The 19,785-nt window shown below is 40.6% G+C and carries 19 protein-coding genes; 13 read left to right on the top strand and 6 right to left on the bottom strand.

Annotation, left to right across the window (positions count from 1 at the left end):
* Positions 1 to 21 precede the first annotated feature (21 nt).
* The 4 genes from pgsA to V7K46_RS25280 all read left to right on the top strand — a co-directional run bounded on the left by pgsA (position 22) and on the right by V7K46_RS25280 (position 2,116).
* Positions 22 to 540, top strand: a complete 519-nt coding sequence (gene pgsA, locus V7K46_RS25295) for a CDP-diacylglycerol--glycerol-3-phosphate 3-phosphatidyltransferase (protein ID WP_335118050.1) — start codon at positions 22 to 24, stop codon at positions 538 to 540.
* 88 nt (positions 541 to 628) lie between these two features.
* A complete protein-coding gene (locus V7K46_RS25290; protein ID WP_335118047.1) occupies positions 629 to 856 on the top strand; it encodes a type II toxin-antitoxin system HicA family toxin in 228 nt (75 codons plus the stop codon).
* Positions 853 to 1,077 (top strand): type II toxin-antitoxin system HicB family antitoxin, encoded by a 225-nt coding sequence (locus V7K46_RS25285; protein ID WP_335118045.1) that lies wholly within the window; start codon positions 853 to 855, stop codon positions 1,075 to 1,077. The genes V7K46_RS25290 and V7K46_RS25285 overlap by 4 nt, the downstream gene beginning before the upstream one ends.
* 142 nt (positions 1,078 to 1,219) lie before the next feature.
* Positions 1,220 to 2,116, top strand: coding sequence for a S66 peptidase family protein (locus tag V7K46_RS25280; RefSeq protein ID WP_335118042.1), 897 nt, complete (start codon positions 1,220 to 1,222; stop codon positions 2,114 to 2,116).
* 83 nt (positions 2,117 to 2,199) lie between these two features.
* Here V7K46_RS25280 and V7K46_RS25275 read toward each other — a convergent pair whose 3' ends face one another.
* Complete coding sequence (locus tag V7K46_RS25275) at positions 2,200 to 3,246, bottom strand: glycosyltransferase family 4 protein (protein WP_335118040.1); 1,047 nt, start codon at positions 3,244 to 3,246, stop codon at positions 2,200 to 2,202.
* Between the two features lie 95 nt (positions 3,247 to 3,341).
* On the opposite strand from V7K46_RS25275, the gene V7K46_RS25270 reads away from it, so the two are divergent.
* The gene (locus V7K46_RS25270) at positions 3,342 to 4,670 is read left to right on the top strand and encodes an ABC transporter substrate-binding protein (protein WP_335118038.1); all 1,329 of its coding nucleotides are present in this window, start codon (positions 3,342 to 3,344) and stop codon (positions 4,668 to 4,670) included.
* A gap of 77 nt (positions 4,671 to 4,747) precedes the next feature.
* Here the strand turns inward: V7K46_RS25270 and V7K46_RS25265 are convergent, their stop codons facing one another.
* Complete coding sequence (locus V7K46_RS25265; protein WP_335118036.1) at positions 4,748 to 5,485, bottom strand: hypothetical protein; 738 nt, start codon at positions 5,483 to 5,485, stop codon at positions 4,748 to 4,750.
* A 691-nt stretch (positions 5,486 to 6,176) separates the two neighbouring features.
* On the opposite strand from V7K46_RS25265, the gene V7K46_RS25260 reads away from it, so the two are divergent.
* From V7K46_RS25260 to V7K46_RS25240, 5 genes are all read left to right on the top strand, one after another.
* The gene (locus tag V7K46_RS25260) at positions 6,177 to 6,866 is read left to right on the top strand and encodes an Npun_F0296 family exosortase-dependent surface protein (protein ID WP_335118034.1); all 690 of its coding nucleotides are present in this window, start codon (positions 6,177 to 6,179) and stop codon (positions 6,864 to 6,866) included.
* Between the two features lie 857 nt (positions 6,867 to 7,723).
* Entirely contained in the window at positions 7,724 to 8,785 is a 1,062-nt protein-coding gene (hemE, locus tag V7K46_RS25255) for a uroporphyrinogen decarboxylase (protein WP_335118032.1), read from the top strand.
* A 216-nt stretch (positions 8,786 to 9,001) separates the two neighbouring features.
* Positions 9,002 to 9,958 (top strand): NAD-dependent epimerase/dehydratase family protein, encoded by a 957-nt coding sequence (locus tag V7K46_RS25250; protein WP_335118030.1) that lies wholly within the window; start codon positions 9,002 to 9,004, stop codon positions 9,956 to 9,958.
* 219 nt (positions 9,959 to 10,177) lie between these two features.
* Entirely contained in the window at positions 10,178 to 11,776 is a 1,599-nt protein-coding gene (locus tag V7K46_RS25245) for a B12-binding domain-containing radical SAM protein (RefSeq protein ID WP_335118028.1), read from the top strand.
* Positions 11,777 to 12,122: 346 nt separating this feature from the next.
* On the top strand, positions 12,123 to 12,473 hold the full coding sequence (locus V7K46_RS25240; protein WP_334817363.1) for a 4a-hydroxytetrahydrobiopterin dehydratase: 351 nt from the start codon (positions 12,123 to 12,125) through the stop codon (positions 12,471 to 12,473).
* A 177-nt stretch (positions 12,474 to 12,650) separates the two neighbouring features.
* Here the strand turns inward: V7K46_RS25240 and V7K46_RS25235 are convergent, their stop codons facing one another.
* Together V7K46_RS25235 and V7K46_RS25230 are read right to left on the bottom strand one after the other, a co-directional pair.
* Entirely contained in the window at positions 12,651 to 13,919 is a 1,269-nt protein-coding gene (locus V7K46_RS25235; RefSeq protein ID WP_335118026.1) for a tetratricopeptide repeat protein, read from the bottom strand.
* A 294-nt stretch (positions 13,920 to 14,213) separates the two neighbouring features.
* On the bottom strand, positions 14,214 to 14,792 hold the full coding sequence (locus V7K46_RS25230; RefSeq protein WP_335118024.1) for a TetR/AcrR family transcriptional regulator: 579 nt from the start codon (positions 14,790 to 14,792) through the stop codon (positions 14,214 to 14,216).
* 124 nt (positions 14,793 to 14,916) lie between these two features.
* Between V7K46_RS25230 and V7K46_RS25225 the strand changes: the two genes are divergently transcribed.
* The gene (locus tag V7K46_RS25225; protein ID WP_335118021.1) at positions 14,917 to 15,627 is read left to right on the top strand and encodes an SDR family oxidoreductase; all 711 of its coding nucleotides are present in this window, start codon (positions 14,917 to 14,919) and stop codon (positions 15,625 to 15,627) included.
* 266 nt (positions 15,628 to 15,893) lie between these two features.
* Here V7K46_RS25225 and V7K46_RS25220 read toward each other — a convergent pair whose 3' ends face one another.
* Entirely contained in the window at positions 15,894 to 16,562 is a 669-nt protein-coding gene (locus V7K46_RS25220; protein ID WP_335118019.1) for a 2OG-Fe dioxygenase family protein, read from the bottom strand.
* A gap of 264 nt (positions 16,563 to 16,826) precedes the next feature.
* On the opposite strand from V7K46_RS25220, the gene sfsA reads away from it, so the two are divergent.
* A complete protein-coding gene (gene sfsA / locus V7K46_RS25215) occupies positions 16,827 to 17,552 on the top strand; it encodes a DNA/RNA nuclease SfsA (protein WP_335118016.1) in 726 nt (241 codons plus the stop codon).
* A gap of 196 nt (positions 17,553 to 17,748) precedes the next feature.
* On the opposite strand, the gene V7K46_RS25210 is transcribed toward sfsA, so the two are convergent.
* On the bottom strand, positions 17,749 to 18,150 hold the full coding sequence (locus V7K46_RS25210; protein WP_335118014.1) for a fasciclin domain-containing protein: 402 nt from the start codon (positions 18,148 to 18,150) through the stop codon (positions 17,749 to 17,751).
* 766 nt (positions 18,151 to 18,916) lie between these two features.
* Here V7K46_RS25210 and modA point away from each other — a divergent pair.
* On the top strand, positions 18,917 to 19,774 hold the full coding sequence (modA, locus tag V7K46_RS25205; RefSeq protein WP_335118012.1) for a molybdate ABC transporter substrate-binding protein: 858 nt from the start codon (positions 18,917 to 18,919) through the stop codon (positions 19,772 to 19,774).
* Positions 19,775 to 19,785 lie beyond the last annotated feature (11 nt).

The following is a 19,785-nucleotide window of genomic DNA, read 5'->3' as shown; positions in this document are numbered from 1 at the left end:
ATTTTGATTTTTGAATTCCCTATGACTATACCCAACTGGATTACTTTCTCTCGCCTATTGGGGATACCATTTCTGCTTTACGGTTTATATAATCCCACACCTCAAGCTAAGTGGATATGTTTGGCGATTTTTCTGATTGCTGCATTGACTGATTGGTTAGACGGCTATTTGGCGCGGAAACTCAACCAAATTAGTGAATTGGGTAAATTTCTTGATCCCTTAGTGGATAAACTTCTAGTACTTGCGCCGTTGCTGGTTTTTATTGAACTAGGAAAAGTGCCGGCTTGGGGAGTGTTCCTGATTTTAGCGCGAGAATTAGCGATCGCCGGTTGGCGGGTAAATCAAACAACGATTACCGGGGCAAATATTTGGGGTAAACTCAAAACTGTTAGTCAAATAGTCGCGATCGCACTTTTGATTGCACCCCTACCTGAAGTGTGGCAAATTCCCTCTGTGATTGCCTTTTGGGTTTCTGTTGCCCTAACTTTAATATCTGGGGCAATTTATCTTTTGCCACAAAAAGCTAGCACTGCTGATTGAAAACATCTACTGTATCGTCCCTGTAGGTCTGAGATTTTCCCAGATGATCGTGACAAAATATTTCTAGCTAGGTCAGAAATTTCTAACAGTGCCCAAGAAAATTCGGGAACTAAAAGCAATGCTTTTCAAAGCTGGATTCACTTATAGAAGCGGCAAAGGCAGCCATACAGTATGGAACCATCCTTTGCTATTTTACAGCCTCATTTTGTCTGGCAAAGATGGAGCAGATGCAGATCGTTACCAGGAAAAAGATGTTAGAAATGCGCTCATAGAAGTAAAACAACTGGATGAAGAAGACAAGGGAGAACAGGAATGAAACCCCAATATAGTATTGTAATTCAGTGGTCGATCGAAGATAAAAAGTACATTGTCAGCCTACCTGAGTTTGGCCCTTATGCACACACTCATGGAAATACCTACGCGGATGCTCTCAATAATGCTGAGGAAGTGCTGGAACTTTTAATTGAAGATTACCAAGCACAAGGAAAACCACTACCAGAGGCTTTGACTGCAAACGTTTCCTTTCGGTTTGTGTAATCCTCACCCTAATTATAGGAACACTCAGTAATTTCAAAAATGATTCAATAAAATTTTATAGGAGTTATGAGGTATAGTTTTTATTCTTAACTCCTGTACAGACAAAGATTTTTCGTGTCTCTCCAAACCCCTAACTTTTTTCATGCCATCCAAAATCTTACCACCGCCCCTGAAACCTGCTGACTTACTACGAGTAATTGCCCCTAGTGGTGCTTTGCGAGAATTTGAGGCATTTGGGCAAAGTGTAGAAATTTGGCGATCGCGTGGTTATCGAGTAGAAATCAGTCCCCAGATAGATGACCAATGTGGTTATTTGGCAAGTAAAGATGAAAACCGTCGTCACCAGCTCGCAGCAGCATGGCAAGATCCTGATTGTCGCGGTATTCTCTGTGCCAAAGGCGGTTTTGGCAGCACCCGTATCTTAGAAAATTGGAATTGGCCAAACTCAGGGCTTCCCAAGTGGCTCATCGGATTTTCTGATATCACAGCTTTATTATGGAGCCTTTATACAGCAGGAATTTCTGGTGTTCATGCTCCCGTGCTGACGACTTTGGCAGATGAGCCAGATTGGTCAATTGAGCGATTATTCAATTTGGTGGAAGGTTGCCCTCTCGCCCCTCTCAAAGGTTGCGGTTGGGGTGGTGGTGCAGTTAATGGCACTTTATTACCAGGTAATCTCACGGTGGCAACTCACCTTTTAGGTACACCAATCCTGCCGCATCTGGATGGTGTAATTCTGGCCTTGGAGGATGTTACAGAAGCACCTTATCGGATTGACAGGATGCTGACACAGTGGCGTTTGAGCGGTGCTTTGTCTCAAGTCTGCGGTATTGCTTTGGGAGGGTTTACTCGCTGTGAAGCGCCGCCAACTGTGCCTAGCTTTAGTGTAGAAGAAGTATTGCGCGATCGCTTGGGCGATTTAAATATTCCGATTGTCTCTAATCTACCTTTTGGTCATGATAGTCCCAATGCAGCATTACCAGTAGGTAGAAAAGCAACTTTAGATGGGGATGCGGGAATATTAGCCATCGCACCATAGTTTCCCGCAAATATTTTTATAACAAAAAGTTTTGGTGGTACATAAAATCAAATAATATCCAAGTTAAAGGACATTATTACTATTCATTTTTTCAGAATTTTTTGAAACCATTCTTCTGTGCGATCGCCCATAGCTTCTAAAGAATACAGAGTTTCTGCTTGCTGGCGACAAGTTTGGCGGTCAATTTCATCCAAATGCTTAATCGCTTCTACTAAACCTTGGACACTATCAGGTTCTACCAAAAAACCAGTTTTGCCTTCTTGGACAATTTCTGTTAAACCACCCCGACGATAAGCAATTAAAGGCACTCCACAAGCAAGCGCCTCTATTGCTACATTTCCAAATGCTTCTATCCAACGAGGAGTAACTAAAAGTGCTCGACATTGACCTAACTCCTTTTGTAACTCAACCGTTGGTAAAAATCCGACATATTCTATGGGAGCATTAGGGTATTCTTGACAAATCTTCTCCCAGTAAAATATATCCTGTTTTAACCCGAATATTTTCAGTGGAATTCCGATTATTTCTGCTGCTGCTACTGCATCTTCTAGCCCTTTTTCAGGAGCTATCCTACCTACCCACGCCAAGCTCTGAGTTGGTTTCTGGCAAAACCGATAAATAGATAAATCTAAACCATTAAGCAGACAGTAACATTGTTCTACACATGAAAAAGTGGCCGCCTGTGATTGAGTGTAAACACCAATAGTATTCGGAAACTCAATTGCCACACTTTCAATGATCTGATCCATTGCATCTGTCAAAGAACCCATACTGATAAAATGGGCGATCGCACAGTTAAAAAATGGTGTTAAATACAGTGGCAACCAATCATAAGCAAAATTAACAATCAAATCATAATCTGCCTGGACTTGGCGAGCATAATCCCACATATTCGCTAAAACAGAATTTTTATGCAGGAAAATTGGATCACTACGACTCTGATTTTGCGCTGGTATCTGTATTAGTTCTCCGGGAATTTGTCTAATAGGTAATGAATTACTGACAGAACCCTGTGGTGCAACAATTTCTAATTGATGTCCTCGCCGTAGCATCTCTGTAGCAAGATTAGATAGGGTCAACTCTACTCCGCCTCCCAATCCTGAACCTAACGCACCCATTGGTGTAGACATAAATAATAATTTATGATGCATTTTTTTCTCAAAAACTTTACACTTAATATTTTATCTTTCATCCTTCAGATGATGCAATTGCTTAACTACTTGGCATGAACTCTACTCTTTTGCAATCCCAAATTCAAAATTGTTCTCGGAAGTTGATTAATTCTGCTTGGCGGCTTTCACTTCTGATAATTGTTCTTAGTACATGTCTCATATTTTTATCCGGTTGTCAGGAAACATCTGCAAATAATGATGGAGTAATTCATTTAAGCCTATGGCAATCAATCAATCCCCCTACTAATCGCAATGTATTTGAAAAACTAGTAAAAAAATTTAATCAGATTCATACTGATGTCCAGGTAGAATCTATATTCATAGGTCAACCCCAATTGCCAAAAATATTAACAGCAGTTGTGGGCAATGCGCCTCCAGATATTCTGTCATTCGATCCTCAATTGACAGGTCAGTTTATGGAACTAGGGGCAATTCGACCTTTAGAAGAATGGCTGGACAAATTGCCATTGAAGTCAGAAATTAGCCCCAACCTATGGGAGGAATTAAAATTAGACGGTCATCTTTGGTCAATCCCACTTTACACGAGCAATATAGGCATTTTTTACCGACCTAAACTTTTCCAAGCTGCGGGAATTACGCAAATTCCTAAGACTTGGGAAGAGTTGAGGGAAGTTGCCAAAAAATTAACCATAGACCGGAATGGTGATAATCGACCTGAACAATACGGAATGTTATTGCCTTTAGGAAAGGGAGAATGGACTGTCTTTAGTTGGTTCCCCTTTTTATTGAGCGCTGGGGGAGAGATTGTAACAAATAACTACCCAAATTTGACGAATGCAGGAGCGATCGCAGCCTTACAATTTTGGCAAGACATATTAAAAGATGGTTCAGCAACACTTTCCTCTCCAGAGCGAGGTTATGAAGAAGACGCTTTTATTGCAGGTCGTGTTGCTATGCAGATCACAGGCCCTTGGACTTATATAATGAAGTCCAATGTTGACTTTAAAGTATTCCCCATACCTGCAAGTGTGAAGCCTGCTACGGTGACAGGCACTGGAAATATGTATTTGATGAAGACCACACCAGCAAGAGAGCAAGCTGCACTCAAATTTTTAGAGTATGTTTTAAGTGAAAAATTCCAAACAGAATGGAGTATAGGGACGGGTTTTTTACCAGTTAACATTAAATCTGCCCAAAGTCAGACTTATCAAGAATTTCTCCAGCAAAAACCTGTCTTGAAAGTCTTTATTGACCAAATGTCTGTATCAGGTTCTCGACCAATCATTCCTGGCTATAGTCACTTGTCTGACAGTTTAGGTCGAGCCATCGAAGCCACGATGCTAGGTGCATCTCCAGAAACAGCACTCAAACAAGCCCAAGCAAACCTCGATTCAATTTGGGATTCCCTACAATCTAGATGAGATATGAAATCCTAACTAAGACTTCTTTTTTACTGACCTTGCAAGAACTAGGTCTAAAACCCGATGCTTAATTATAATCAACCAGAAATTCCGCTTTGGCGATGTGAATTTCTTTTCAAGGTACACAAGCCAATTGCTGGTACAATCCCCAGAATTATTGCTGTAAATCCTTGTCCACTCCAATACAATATGAGAGTCCGGTTGGGTTCTGGAATCAAATTTTGCACAAGAAAAAGCAACCAAACCAAAATACTAATTAATAAAAAAGAGATTGAAGGTAAAAAATTCCACCACCAAATGCCTACTGTATATCGCCTCAGTACCAGCCATTGGCAAAGTCCCAGCCAAATACCAGAAATTATATATGCGATCGCAGATAGAAATCCCAAAATCAAAGTATCTTCACGAAATGATGAGGCTATGGATGAAATATCGCTAATCCAGGCTGTAGAAACGCCGTTGGCAATCAGCCAACCGACGCTAGTAGCAAATATCCACTGGCAACTCGGTAAATATGGGTAGATGACAAGGGCTTGGTCAGCAGCGAAAATCACGGCAAACACAACGTTGCTGAGACTTCTGACCAAAATACTCCATGTTTGTGGTTGGATAGGAACGCTAGGTGAGAGACTTTGGAGAATAATTTTCTCTAAGGCGATACTGGCAACGCCACCCACAATCCATCCGATCAGGGTCATTAAGGTAAACTGAATAAAAAACCTCTGTCGCTGCGATCGCGGAATTAAAAGCTTTCCTGGCTTAGGCTCGTTATTAGCAGATGCAACACGATCAGGACTGTTAGAGTCAGTTTGCATAGGAAGTTAGGGGAGTGAGAGAATAGGGAGATTACGGAGATAGAGGAGCAGGGGGAGAATAACTAATGCCCAATCCTCAATTAAATATTGATTCTTGTTTTACCCTATTTCTCACTCGCCAGTCCCTATTTTCCATTCCCCACTCGCCACTCCCCCAAGGCAGGTATGTTATGTCAATAATAGCAGTGTATTCTCAATAGATTCTGAATTAATCTCATTAACCTATGTTTATTGCTTAAGGTTTAGGAGTAGCCCGCACTTCGACTACTTCGGCTGCGCTCAGTGCAAGTGAGTCACCATCGTAGACATCGCTTTGAGTCTTGGAAACTAAACCAAATGAGAAATGGTGATTTTTTGTTCGTTCTTGACCTTGGTTGTGATCAAGAGTAATTTAGATGGGTTTGTCCTGCCCACTAGAATTGCACAAAAATCTTCACTTAATCTTTAAAGATATTTTAGTATATATACCGTATCTTTTGCGAGTTAAAAAAATCAAAATAGGATTACAAAGCATCAAGATGAACTTACATCTTTGAGCTTGTTGTACCCAACAACAGTCATCTATAAGGACATAATAATCTTTGTGATTTTATTCTATGTTGTTGGAGTAATAAAACCAGTTTTTCATAGCTAGGTTTTAAGAAAGGTTCAGTCTTAATTATCTTTGTGTTTCTCAAGGTTTATTACTCGAATGCTGCAAAAATTATCTTTGGCTTTACTGGGAACAACTGTTGTGGTCATCAGTGCAAATCCTGCCAGTGCCGTAACTCTGCAAGTCAACACTGGCCCATTTTCTAGCTACTCTAATACCAAAACTATCACTTTTGACGATGGCACAGCAAATGATCCCAATGGATTTGTTACCTACTCTAATATTACTACTAACATTGTTCAAGGTAGTGTATCTGGTCAATATGCCTCACCTTATGGGGATAATACCAAATTTTTAACAATTGCTCCATCAGGTAGTAATGTTGCAGGCGACAGTGGTTTTGTCAATATTAAATTCAAAGAAGCTGTTAATTACTTCGGTTTTTATGCAGGTTCATTGGATGATTACAACTATGTTGACATTTATAAAGGTAATCAGTTGTTAAAGACCTTTAGTGGTGCAGATGTGCCAACTGCTATAGCTGATGGTAGTTGGACTAGCACTCAAGCTAATATGTTTATCAATCTTGTAGCTGGAACAGGAGAAACATTTGACCGAGTTGTAATGCGTTCAAATGGTATTGCCTTTGAAACAGATAACCACGCCTATAGACTAGCCAGCCAGAGCGTTCCCGAACCTAATGCGATGTTAGGTGTGTTAGCAATAGGTGCTTGTGGTATGACTTCACTCTTCAAACGCTCACAACATAAAGTGACAGTAAAAGCATAAATTTATCAGGATACCCGTTGAAAATCCTTAAGGATGTGTCTCTACGCCAGATGTAGAGACACATCTGTTACTTGTCATGTACTTTTCCTCATGCGTTCCCTTCAGGCATAAGTGAGAGGTGCATTTCTTCGTGGTACTTAAAACGATGATTTCATGGGATAAGTCAAAAAAACAATAATTTGTAGCGCTTGCTGGCATTAATGCTGTAGTCAAGTCAACCGAGCGCTCATATCCAAAATATTTAAAATACTACTAATACGTCATGGCAGAAATTAACCTACCATCTGGAATAAGTAAAAAGCTTACGGTATAAGTATTTTTTATTTTGACTTTTGCCTTCTTGTACTAGTTATCTAATGTTTCGCACCAAAAAATTTGGTTGACCACAGCTTTTTTGCAAACTTTTTAATATTTCCGCTTTAATTCTGGCGGTGATTACTGTTTATGGGTGTCTGCTGAGATACTTGCAATTTGGGATACGTTGTAAAGAAAGATTACAAATTATGCCTTATTAATTTACTAACTTACTCAAAATTGATCGGGGGCGAATCAAAATTTTGTCTGGTAAAATCAAGCTTTCATCTCAATAGCCCCTTAGATTTGCCCATAAATGGCCTTTTTAGGCGTAGGCGTAGCTTGTTGTAGACATCGCTTTGAGTCTTGGAAACTAAACCAAAGGAAAAATGCTAATTTTTTCCTTGGTTCTTAACCTTGGTTGCGCTCAAGAGTAATTTTAGATGCGTTTGCCCTGCTACTCACCTTTTCCTGACAAGTTGCTAATAAGCTAATAAAGTGTAATTCATAATGATAAGCTAAACAGTGGCAGAAAAAAGTGACTCTTTAGGATGAAGTAATAAATGGGTGTTTCTTCAACGACTCCTCATCTCTTACGGGCTGCTCGTGGTGAAGTAGTAGATCGTCCCCCTGTATGGATGATGCGACAAGCGGGACGATATATGAAAGCATATCGAGACTTAAGAGAGAAGTATCCTTCGTTTCGCGATCGCTCGGAAATTCCAGATGTAGCAATTGAGGTTTCCTTGCAACCGTGGAGAGCCTTCCAACCAGATGGAGTAATTTTATTTTCTGATATTGTCACCCCATTACCTGGTTTGGGTATTGACATGGACATTGCCGAAGGTAAAGGGCCAATCATTCACTCGCCCCTGCGGACTCAAGAACAAATTGATCGTCTGCGTCCCTTAGAACCAGAAGCAGCTCTACCATTTATCAAAACAATTTTGCAGACGCTGCGCTCTGAAGTAGGCGATAAATCAACGGTGTTGGGCTTTGTGGGTGCGCCGTGGACGTTAGCAGCTTATGCAGTAGAAGGAAAAGGTTCTAAAACCTACTCCATCATCAAAAACATGGCATTTTCCGAGCCGATGATACTGCATCAATTGTTAGCTAAATTAGCAGATGCGATCGCCATCTATGCCCGCTACCAAATTGACTCTGGTGCTCAAGTTGTGCAAATGTTCGATTCTTGGGCGGGTCAATTGAGTCCTCAAGATTATGACACCTTTGCTCTGCCCTATCAACAGAGAGTTTTCCAGCAAGTCAAGCAAACCCATCCCGATACACCTTTGATTCTGCTAGTTAGCGGTAGTGCGGGTGTGTTGGAAAGAATGGGACAATCTGGCGCTGATATTGTCAGTGTAGACTGGGCAGTGGATATGGCAGATGCACGGGCAAGATTGGGCAAGCAAGTCAAAGTTCAAGGAAATCTTGATCCAGGCGTGCTATTTGGCTCTAAACAGTTTATCCGTGATCGCATTCTTGATACCGTTCGCAAAGCTGGCAATTGGGGTCACATTCTCAATCTCGGTCATGGTGTTTTACCAGAAACTCCAGAAGAAAATGTCGCTTTCTTCTTTGAAACCGCAAAGGAACTGAATCTTGCAGGAGTTAAGGCTTGAGAGTAAGGAGTTATGAGTTATGAGTTATGAGTTAGGAGTTATAAACTATAAAGTTATCAGTTGCGAGGTGCAAAGTTATTTTTTTATTCTTAACTCCTCACTTCTAACTCCTAACTTGATTCTTAACTCCTAACTTAATTTTTAACTCCTGATTGGGAACTTTTAACTTAATTCTTAACTCCTAACTCCTAACTCCTAACTTATTAAAATCTTAGTATGAGCCAGAAACGGATTTTAGTGACTGGTGCAAGTGGTTGTATAGGTCATTATTTAACAGAAGCCTTAATTAAGGAAACAGATCACGAACTATATCTGCTAGTTAGGAACCCAAGTAAACTGCAAGTTGATACCAAGGCACGTTCAGGCATCAACGTTTTGCAAGGTGATATGCAAAATATTCGCCAGTTTGCTGATTTACTATCAACAATTGATACGGCGGTACTCACAGCCACAGCTTGGGGTGGTGATCAGACATTTGATATTAATGTCGTCAAAACTATAGAGTTGCTCGAACTGCTAGATCCAGAACGTTGCCAACAGGTGATTTATTTTTCGACAGCTAGCGTTTTGGATCGCTACAATCAACCATTAAAAGAAGCCGGGGAAATTGGAACAGATTACATTCGTTCCAAATATGACTGCTTACATAAGATATCGAAATTAGCGATCGCACCCAAAATTACCACAGTATTTCCCACTTTAGTATTAGGCGGTGATCCCAATAAACCCTATTCTCACCTCACATCTGGCATTCCAGAAGTTACGAAATATATTAATTTGATTCGCTTTTTGGAAGCAGATGGCAGTTTTCACTTTATCCACGGACGAGACATTGCCACTGTCGTGCGATATTTAATTGATCATCCTGTCGAAAATGATCAACCACGTCTGTTGGTTTTAGGTCAGGCACAGTTAACTGCTACTCAAGCAGTGGAAGAAGTTTGTGCTTATCTGGGCAAAAAGATTTACTTTCGCATTCCCGTATCTTTAGCATTGGCTAATTTGATTATTGTTCTGTTCCGCATTCAGATGGCCGCTTGGGATCGGTTTTGCATGAACTATCGGCACTTCACTTATGAAAAAGCAATTAATCCCCATAGTTTTGGCTTGCCAAATTATTGTGCAACCATGAGTGATGTTTTAAAAATTAGCGGTGTTGAAGCTGCTAAGTAGTTTATACAATAAATTACACTAATTATTGAGATAAGCCTTGTAATTACTGAGTGTAGTTCTCATAGCGAAACACTTACTTTTGACGGCTGTATTCTCTTAATTTGTTCCAATTTCAGAGAAAAATATTAATGCTAAACTAGAACAACTTTAATAAAAAGTCAATAACTCTTAATTTTCGTTAAAGTGGAATAACAATCAAAGTGTGAGGATTGATACTACATGCGAATCTTGTTAGTGTATCCGATATTTCCCAAAACCTTTTGGTCATATGAAAAAATCTTAGAGTTAGTCGATCGCAAAGTTTTATTACCACCTCTGGGTTTAGTAACAGTAGCCGCGATTCTGCCCCAAGAATGGGAATTCAAGCTGGTTGATCGCAACATCCGCCCAGCAACAGAAGCAGAATGGGCATGGGCAGATATGGTAATTCTCTCTGCGATGATTGTCCAGAAACAAGATTTACTTGAGCAAATTCAAGAAGCAAAAAAACGTGGCAAGCTAGTTGCAGTTGGCGGCCCCTACCCAACCTCTGTACCTCACGAAGTTGAAAATGTTGGCGCAGATTTTCTAATTCTGGATGAAGGAGAAATCACTCTCCCCATGTTTATTGAGGCAATTCAACGGGGAGACACATCTGGCACTTTCCGCGCCACAGAAAAACCTGATGTGACAAGCACACCAATACCCCGCTTTGATTTATTAGAATTTGATGCCTATGACATGATGTCGGTGCAATTTTCGCGTGGGTGTCCCTTCCAGTGCGAATTTTGCGACATTATTGTTCTTTACGGGCGCAAACCGCGCACCAAAGCCCCAGCACAACTGTTAGCAGAGTTAGATTACCTCTACAAATTGGGTTGGCGGCGGGGTGTGTTCATGGTGGATGATAACTTTATTGGTAACAAACGAAATGTGAAATTGTTGCTCAAAGAGTTAAAAGTCTGGATGGCAGAACACAAGTATCCCTTCCGATTTGACACTGAAGCTTCAGTTGACTTAGCACAAGACTCAGAAATGTTGGAGTTGATGGTTGAGTGTGGTTTCTCGGCGGTGTTTTTGGGAATCGAAACGCCGGATGAGGATAGTTTGCAAATGACCAAGAAGTTTCAAAATACTCGCAGTTCCCTAACTGAGGCAGTGCAAACCATCACCAAAGCCGGATTGCGCCCAATGGCTGGGTTTATTATCGGGTTTGATGGCGAAAAAGCAGGCGCAGGCGATCGCATTGTCCGCTTTGCTGAACAAGCAGCTATTCCCTCTACAACCTTTGCCATGTTACAAGCGTTACCTAACACCGCGCTTTGGCATCGCCTGAAAAAGGAAGGACGACTGCGCGAAAACCAAGATGGCAACATCAACCAAACAACATTGATGAACTTCCTTCCCACCCGTCCCCTGGAAGAACTTGCACGAGAATATATTGAAGCATTTTGTACTTTATACGACCCAGTACAGTACTTGGATCGCACCTACCGCTGTTTCTTGATGATGGGTTTGCCAAGTTGGAAAGCACCAGCCAAAATGCCTGAGTGGATAGTTATTAGAGCGCTGCTGACTGTAATTTGGCGACAAGGAATCAAACGGGAAACTCGCTGGAAGTTCTGGCATCATTTGTTCAGCATCATCAAGCGTAACCCTGGAGTTGTTGAACATTACATTGCTGCTTGTGCCCACAACGAACATTTTCTTGAGTATCGCCAAATTGTGCGCGATCAAATTGAAAGCCAGCTAGCAGAATATCTAGCACAAGGTGCAGAAAAGCCATATGTACTAGTTAAGGAAAAAGTAGAACAAAAAGCTGAAGCGGTAGTCAGTTAAGGGTGGTAATGGGTAATAGGTAATAGTAAATAAATTACTTATTACCTGTTTTTAATTAAAAGTATATGAATACAATATATGAGTTTAAATTACTTTACAACCATTCACTGACAGGTGTCAATTTGCATTTGTAAATTAACCAACGGGCTATCCCTGCCACTCAACCCTTAGATTGCTTATAAAGCTTTTTAGGTTTTAATTTAGATTTAACGTAGAATGTTAGTCAATTCAAGTTAGCAGTAGTAAGCTGAAATTAGAGTCAGACTACTAAATTAGGGATTATCTCTAACCATCACTGATTCAGCACGCGAAATTTCAATTGTTGCTCGTGAAGGAGTATTGGACTTTGGAAGCTTTACTACAAAAAACTTGCGTTCCGTGTAGTGGTGATTCGCCGCCAGTAACTGAGACGGAAATTGCTGAACTTCAGCCTCAGATACCCAATTGGAAGATAATTGAGGAGAATGGTGAGTCACATTTACAGTGCGTCTACAAGTTTCCCGATTTTCAAACAGCACTAGCCTTCACTCAACGAGTGGGTGAAGAGGCTGACAAACAAGGACATCACCCGGCTTTGCTTACTGAATGGGGCAAGGTAACAGTTACTTGGTGGACACACGCGATTCAAGGACTGCATCGCAATGATTTCATTATGGCAGCTAAGACCGATGAAATCGCTACTGGGTTTGCTGCCTAGAGCGGTGGGGCTTAAAACTGCCGAAAAAGCTCCCAACAGTTCTACTATTTTCGCCTTGAGTGCTGAAATTGCCTCTTCTAAAGTTTCACTTGGTTCCGTATCCACTAGATGGGCATCGCCGACATCAGCACTTGACAAGTGTACGGGTAAATTTACGTATATAGTGGCATTTATATTTTATCTACCGCGATCGCGTTCTAAATCATCAATTACTTTCTGCAAATACCACTCGTCTGACATCCCAGGATGGTAATCCTGCTTCTGCTGAATCAATCGTTCGGCAATTTCCCAGTATCCCCCAACCATTCGCAAAAGTCGCTGACGTAGCAAGTTATATTTTTGCTTTTTTGACTCTGGACTAAATTTCTGGATTTTTTCTAGGCTACTTAAAACTTGTTGATAATTTCCCCAGTCTTCTTGTTCACAAAAGATACTCGCCGCCCGTTGATAATCTTCCAGAGCATTTTGTATTTCTTCTAAGCAAGTATAGGCAATGCCGCGATTGTAGTAAGCTTGAGCATCATCGGGATTTATTTGCAGCGCTTGGGTGTAATCTTGAATTGCACCGAGATAATTGCCCGTTGTCCGATAGGCATTACCTCTGGCAATATAGACTAAGGGATCTTCGGGTTGCATCTGGAGTGCTTGGTTAAGATCCGCGATCGCACCTTGATGATCTCCCAATACAGAACGGGCTTTGCCTCGGTTGCGATAGACAATGGCATCTTTAAAATTTAGTCGCAATGCTTGATTAAAATCTGCGATCGCTTCTCGATAATTCCCCATCTTACAACGCACAACCCCACGACAGCAGTAAGCTTGGGCATCTTGCGGATCGGCTTTTAATACCCAATTTAAATCGGCGAGTGCCTCTTGTGTATCTCCCTTTTCAGCCTTTTCTAATAATTGCGTAAAATAATCATTCGTGGATAAAATTGGCGCATTGGTAGAACGCGATTGCTGTACAACAGGTAATTCTTTGGGTTGTAGCTGTTTAATTTGTTCCAGACACAGACGACAATTCTCTTTATCCTGTTGTTCTAAATATAATTGTGCAGCTTTTTTAAAGTTAGCGATCGCATCTTGAATATAACCCTGTTTGCGCCGCACTATCCCCCGCAGATTATAAGCAGCAGCATAATTGAGATTGAGACGAATAGCGCGTTCAACATCCTCCAGCGCCCCTGGCAGATTTTTCAGCGCTACCCTTGCTAATCCACGACAATAATATGCCTCTACACTCTCAGGATTGAGCTTCAAGGCTTCGGTATAATCTGAAACAGCATTCAGGATTGCTCCTGAGTCATAATGTGCCAAACCCCGTTGCAAGTACGCTTCGGGAAAGTAAGCTGTTAGTTCTAAAGCATGGTTAAATTCTTCAATTGCTCCAGCGTAGTCTTTTCGCCTAGCCTTTTCCAATCCTCTATTGTAGAATTCATCATTCATGGCATTTGTTTAGTTGATTCAGTTAGTTGAATTCCAGCAGGCTTGTTTCGTAGCCTAACCTATCCACTTACCTTTAATATTCTAAGTATTCAACGTGGCTTTGCTTCATTTCATATTTTCAGTGAATTGAAACGAACACTCCACCCTAAGTTGTTATAAATCAGTAAACCACAAACTTTTGAAGCTTCGCTACAACTGGCTGTGCCAAGGTATTTGCAATGGTTTGACTCTTGCATTCCACGAATGACTAAGTTTGTATACTCCTTTGTTCCAACGGATTTTAAGTCTTCCAACTTACTCAATTCCAGTGATCACCTGTTGAATCAAAGTTTTTGCAAATGCTGCTGTTAAAGGTCTGTGCTTGAGCATTAAGCGATACCACATTGTACCGTATAACATGTCTATAACACATTGAAGATCGCAATCTGACCGTAGCTCTCCTCGTTCTACTCCCCGCTCTAAAATTTCCAGAACTATCGCTTGACGATTTGCAATAAAGTTATTAAAAAAATTTTGTGCAAGTTGGCGATCGCTTTGAGCTTCAGACATAATGCCTGCCATAGCGGTTCCCGCAGGTGTAGTAGTTAATACCGTGAAAAGTTGGGCGAACAATCTTTCTAAGTCTGTCTGAACTGCTCCTGTATCTGGTATTAAAATTTCTCTAGCGGTATATGCGGCGTAAGCCTCCATCACAACCTCTGCCTTAGAAGCCCACCAACGGTAAATTGTTTTTTTACTTACTCCAGCCCGACGTGCGATCGCTTCAATACTCATATGGGCATAACCTTCTTCTTCAAGCAAAGCGATGGTTGCATTGAGGATTGCTTGGTGAGATAGCTCATTTCGACGTTTGGGATTGGGTGCTTGAGTCATGAGTCAGCGATGTAAAGCAGATAGATAGTACCAGGATATACGACACGAGTCGTTTACTATATCTTGACGACACGATACGAGTCGTTTATGATGAGATTGAATTCGATTTTAGGAGGTTTTCACTGTGAGTGAAACTGTCGTCATTATTGGTGCAACATCTGGAATGGGGCTGGCGACTGCACAGTTGCTAAGTAGTGAAGGTTATCGCATTATCATATCGGGTCGTTCTCAAGACACGATAGACAAAGCACTCTCCCAACTAACTGGAGACTGCACTGGGTTTTTGCTCGATTTCACAGATAGTGCCTCAGTGAATCACTTCTTCATTCAAGTAGGAAGACATGACCATTTAGCTTTAGTAGGCAGTGGACAAGCAACATGGGGCAATTTTCGTGACCTAAAGTTACAAGACCTCAAAACCGCATTCGACCAAAAGTTTTATGGGTTCTTCCTTTGCGCTCAAGCTGCACTTGGCACAATTCGTTCTAACGGGTCGATGACGTTTGTGATTGGTGGTGCGAGTCGTTCTGCAATTGGGGGTACAACGGGAGTTGCTGCGGTCAACGGCGCAATTCAATCAATGGCGTTCACAATGGCGAAAGAGCTTGCACCTTTGCGCGTAAATCTTCTCTCACCAGGACTTGTTGATACTCCTGTTTATGACTGGATGACACCTGAAGAGAAGGCAGATTTCTTCAAAAAAATGGGAGGAGAATTACCTGTTGGAAGAGTTGGAAGCCCTGACGAGATTGCTCAAGCAATCACTTTTTTGATTAAGAATGGCTTTACGACCGGAGCTATCTTGGACGTAGATGGTGGAGGGCGGTTGCATTAAACGGCAGTATAACAAATCGCTGAATCGGATGGACGAAAGAAGCGTTGTGGTAGTAATTGTGCAGAATTTTGATTTAACCAGGATCATTTTGGGCAATTTAGTAAATCCTTAAGGTATTCTCTGCAATATTTATTTACAACCTGCCCCAATTTCTGGTAATTCGGCAGACACCATACATTTCCAATTCTAAATAAAAAAGCTGGGGAAATGACTACATTCAATTCCCCATATCTCGTAGATTGTAAAATATTTACAGTTAACTAGAATTATTCTGAAAGCAAGCTAGGAGAAGTTAGTACAAAAACATCCCAACTTCCTTGAGCATTAGTTTGTGGTTTTATGGGATTAGCGAAGTGGAAAAAATCATGGTCATTAACCAATAAGAGTTCCCCCGGATTTAGAACTTTGCTAAACACAGGCTTTTCTTTTTTGACAGTATACAAATGTGTTTCTCCACCTTCAATATTATCTCTATCTACTGAGAAGATGCCAATAAAATCAGTACCATCTTGATGGATACCTTCAGGCGCTGGATTACCCGAATTATCTGGTGAACAAATAATTCTAATTTGATGAACTCCGATTTCAGCTTCCGGATGAAGTTTACAAGAATCGCTAAATGCTAAGACAAGATTTCTGAAAATATCAAGTTCTATGAGTTCATCATCTAATTCTGCAAACTCTCTTTTTACATCACCTACTAATCGATTATGCTCTTTACTTTGAAAGAAGTAGCCATGAGATAATTTGATTAACTCATTTCCAGAGACTGTGAACCGAGATAATCTTCTGGAACGATAATTGCCTTTGATATAAGGGTCAATAGGCATATTACTAAAAAATGGCTTGAAACCTTCTAGATTTACCGAATTTACCTTTCTGAGAGTAAACAGAAAAGCATATTCTAATTCCGTTGCTGTCCACACTTTTTGCATAGGATTTACCTCCTTGCACATTGAAATTCTCCCAGATTTTTCTTTATGGGAGGCTTATAACACTTAGCATATGCTACTTTTTATTAAGATTTTGTCAATTTAACTACAAATTTTGACTTTTTGTGATATATGAAGTTACTCAAATTCTGTCACAGGGTGGAGTAATACTCATGGGTGTATAAGTAGCTGCTGAAAAGATTTGCTGATGGGGGTTTGGTGGGGAAGAAATCGACGTATATTTACTAGCAGCAACAAGGTTCCATAATGATTGATTGGCTTTACCGTTACCCGCCTTTGTATCCGGGTATTCTGCTAAAACGCTACAAGCGGTTTTTTGCTGACGTTCAACTTACTTCTGGCGAAATAGTGACAGCACACTGTCCAAATACAGGGCCAATGACTGGAGTATCGACTCCCCAAAGTGCGGTACAGCTTTCCAAAAGCGATAATCTTAACCGCAAATTGGCTTACACTTTAGAACTAATTCAGGTATATGACAACGAGCCGACTTGGGTAGGTATAAATACTTTTTTGCCCAATCGGGTGGTAAAGCTAGCTTTGACGAAACACCTTTTTCCTGAATTGGGCGACTATAGTCAAATCAAGGGCGAGGTGGTTTATGGACTAGATAAAAAAAGTCGAGTAGATTTTTTCTTGACGGGGAGTGATGAGGAACGCCCGATTTATTTAGAAGTGAAAAATACAACTTTGTCTGAGGGGAGATTAGCCCTATTTCCTGACACGGAGACTACAAGAGGACAAAAGCACTTGCGAGAACTAATGGCGCTGCTACCTCTAACTCGTGCGGTGATGCTTTACTTTATCAATCGTAGTGATTGTACTGAGTTTTCCCCAGGCGATCGCACAGATCCTGTATATGGTAAATTATTACGGGATGCGATCGCACTTGGTTTAGAAGTCTTACCTTGCCGTTTTGAGATTTCCCCCGAAGGTATCCGTTATTTGGGTTTGGCAAAACTAAAAATTTGATTACATCTAATCAAACACTAGAGACGTTGCAATGCAACGTCTCTAAACGCATGAAACAATAAATCCATCTAGACAATATCTAGATGGATTTATTGGTAGTTGGTGTTTATTAAAAAACATTCAACCAGACTGTAATCAACAAACGACTATAGGTAGTCGCCGCCCCACAAATAGCATTCGCTATTCTGAGGTTTACTTATGCAGGAATCAAAACTGTATCAATGACGTGGATGACACCGTTATCAGCAGCAACATCTGGTGTTGCAACTTTTGCATCATTGATCTTAACGCCATTAGAAGCGTCAATTTTTACATCTGAACCTTCAACTGTTGTAGCTGTCTTCAGTTTAACTACATCAGCAGCTAGTACTTTACCTGAGACAACATGATAGGTCAAGATTTTCTTGAGCTTTGGAATGTCTTGAAGTAATGCGTCTACTGTACCTGCTGGAAGTTTATTAAACGCTTCATCAGTGGGTGCGAAGACGGTGAATGGACCAGGGCCTTTTAGTGTATCTACCAGACCAGCAGCTTGGATTGCTGCAACTAGTGTCGTGAAAGAACCATTATTACTGGCAGTGTCAATTATGTTGGCCATGTGCTTTACCTAGTTCTGTGTAATCTGTTACAAATTTAGACTATTTATTTCATAAAATCTATCTATCGTTAGATGCATGTCGAATAAAATTTTTTATTGATATGATTAAGGATTGTAAATATTTTTATTCAAACAGAGAATTATATGTAGATCCAGGTGGATGAGTTCTAAGCACTTTTGGATGCGTAGTTTACTGCCGCAGGCATCGCTCCTTTTTCTACACAAATGTAGGGGCGATGCCTGTCGAGTAGTGTCAATGCAGCAATTTAATTACCAAAGAAATTAGTATATATATTGGTAAACGCGCCTTTTTTTTTAAATATTGGTATTACAAAACTTTAATTATTTATAATTTAGCTAATAACTTGATGATAAATCCCTTGGTATACAAGGAAAGTAGCTTTTTTTTTATAATATCTAGATAGATGCGTTTGCCCTGTTGTCAGGGTTTGCTAACCAAAAATATTGGTAATGAGCGTATTTAACTGATAATATTTCATCACTAAATACATTTCACTCACCGTTTCTGTAATCCTACCTGGACAATAATAAATTTCCATCACACTAATGCTTTTAGCAATTGTGATTGGTCGTTTATTTCCAGAAGTGATTATACGTAGGACTTACGCAAAAACCCTCTCTAACTCTCATTTATCCGTATCCTCTGCCTTCCTTGTGTATGGTTGGTTTTTTCGTTGCCTGTACGTAAATTATGTATGTGAGCAATAAGATCCTTAGGTAATATTTTCCCCAAACTATGACTTTCATGAACAGAAGAAGACTTATTGCTTGGATTGCTACGGCAGTTACCAGCATGATGCTGGTAATTGGCTTACAGTTTGTCAATTTTTCACCAGCAAGTTCCGCAACCACACTTAACGTGTATGCGGCTGTCAGCTTAACAAACGCGCTGAATGCTATTAAGACTCAGTACCAAAATGCTAACCCAGGTGTCAACGTTGTTTATACATTTGGTGCTTCTGGTACCTTGCTCAAGCAAATACAAGCAGGAGCAGCAGCAGATATTTTCATTTCTGCTGCCAACGACCAAATAAATGTTTTGCAAAATTCAAGCCCAAGTAAATTGGTAGCAGGTAGCCGTAAAAACATTGTCAGAAACCGTCTAGTTTTGATTACTCCGACGACGCCCCCTGTTAGTGCTGGTAGTGCGGCTCTCACTAGCTTCAATGGTTTAACCAATGCCAATATTAGTGGTGTTGCTATAGGTGACTACACAGGCACTCCTCCAGTTGTACCAGCAGGAAATTATGCCAAACAAGTTCTGACTAAGCGAGGTATTTTCACTACTCTAAGTCCTAAATTATACCTTGCTAGCAATGTGCGTAACGTTTTAACTGCTGTTGAAAATAAAGCTTCTGTAACTGTTGCAGGTGTAAATAAAACTATCAACGCAGGTATCGTTTACAAAACTGATGCTGCCATTTCTAACAAGGTAAAAGTCGTACAAACTGCCCTAACAACAGAGAGTGATCTGATTGTCTATCCACTGGGTATACTCACCAGAACTAAAGTTTTAACGACAGCACAAAGTTTTTCTACTTACTTAACTGGTTCTACTGCCCAGAATATCTTCAAAAATAATTATGGGTTTCTTGCGCCTTAATCACCACAAAG

Origin of the sequence: Nostoc sp. (assembly GCF_036917395.1) — a bacterium.
In the GTDB taxonomy this organism is placed as follows: domain Bacteria; phylum Cyanobacteriota; class Cyanobacteriia; order Cyanobacteriales; family Nostocaceae; genus Nostoc.
The sequence above is the reverse complement of the archived record's forward strand: the minus strand, read 5'-3'. Positions and strand labels throughout refer to the sequence as shown.